Here is an 842-nt window from a genome sequence, read left to right as displayed (position 1 = left end):
CCAAAGCGTAAGCGTCAGCTTCGCGGTTGCAAGCAAGTTGCAGACGCGGATCAAGCGTCAATCAAGCGCATGTTGCGTATCTAATTGGTTCAAAAAATTTAGTTTAGGAGAACACTATGCCTCGCGTAAAACGTGGAGTTACCGCGCACCGTCGCCACAAGAAAGTATTAAAGCAAGCTAAAGGTTACTACGGAGCTCGTAGCCGAGTATTTCGTGTAGCTAAACAAGCAGTTATCAAAGCTGGTCAATATGCATACCGTGACCGTAAGCAGCGTAAGCGTCAATTCCGTCAATTGTGGATTGCACGTATCAATGCTGGTGCGCGTTTGAACGGTTTGTCATACAGCCGTCTTATTGCTGGCTTGAAAAAATCAAACGTTGAAATCGATCGTAAAGTTCTTGCAGATCTCGCAATGAACGATGCGCCTGTATTTGCAGCGGTTGTTGAAAAGGCTAAATCAGCATTAGCTAACTAAAAGCCGTTTGTGAGGAACTGTTGAAAAGCTAATTTAGATTCAGCAGCCCGCACGAATCGAGCACATTTTAATAGGGGGCTATGCCCCCTATTTTTGTTTTCGGAGAACAATAAATGGAAAACCTAGATCAACTCGTCCAGAGCGCGAACAAGGCGGTATCCGACGCCTCTACTATCGCTGAACTGGATCAGGTACGCGTTGATTATCTTGGTAAGAAAGGCCAAATCACTGCATTACTTAAAGGTCTTGGCAAGCTAGATCCAGCAGAGCGACCAGCAGCTGGTGCTAAGATCAATGAGGCCAAAGAAGCCGTCATGGCTAACCTCAGTACTAAAAAAGATTCTATGGAACAGAAAGCGCTTGAAG

General features: G+C 45.5%; 1 protein-coding gene and 1 pseudogene. Both read left to right on the top strand.

Annotation, left to right across the window (positions count from 1 at the left end; translation table 11 throughout):
• The first annotated feature begins 116 nt into the window (after positions 1-116).
• Positions 117-476 carry a 50S ribosomal protein L20 gene (rplT, locus tag A3739_RS21270; RefSeq protein ID WP_068476609.1) on the top strand — a complete coding sequence of 120 codons (360 nt, stop codon included), beginning with the start codon at positions 117-119 and terminating at the stop codon, positions 474-476.
• 113 nt (positions 477-589) lie between these two features.
• A pseudogene (locus A3739_RS21265) lies at positions 590-842 on the top strand (phenylalanine--tRNA ligase subunit alpha); the annotation flags it as partial.

This window comes from Oleiphilus sp. HI0067 (genome assembly GCF_001635735.1).
Note: the sequence above shows the minus strand (reverse complement) of the source record. Positions and strands in the feature narration are given on the sequence as shown.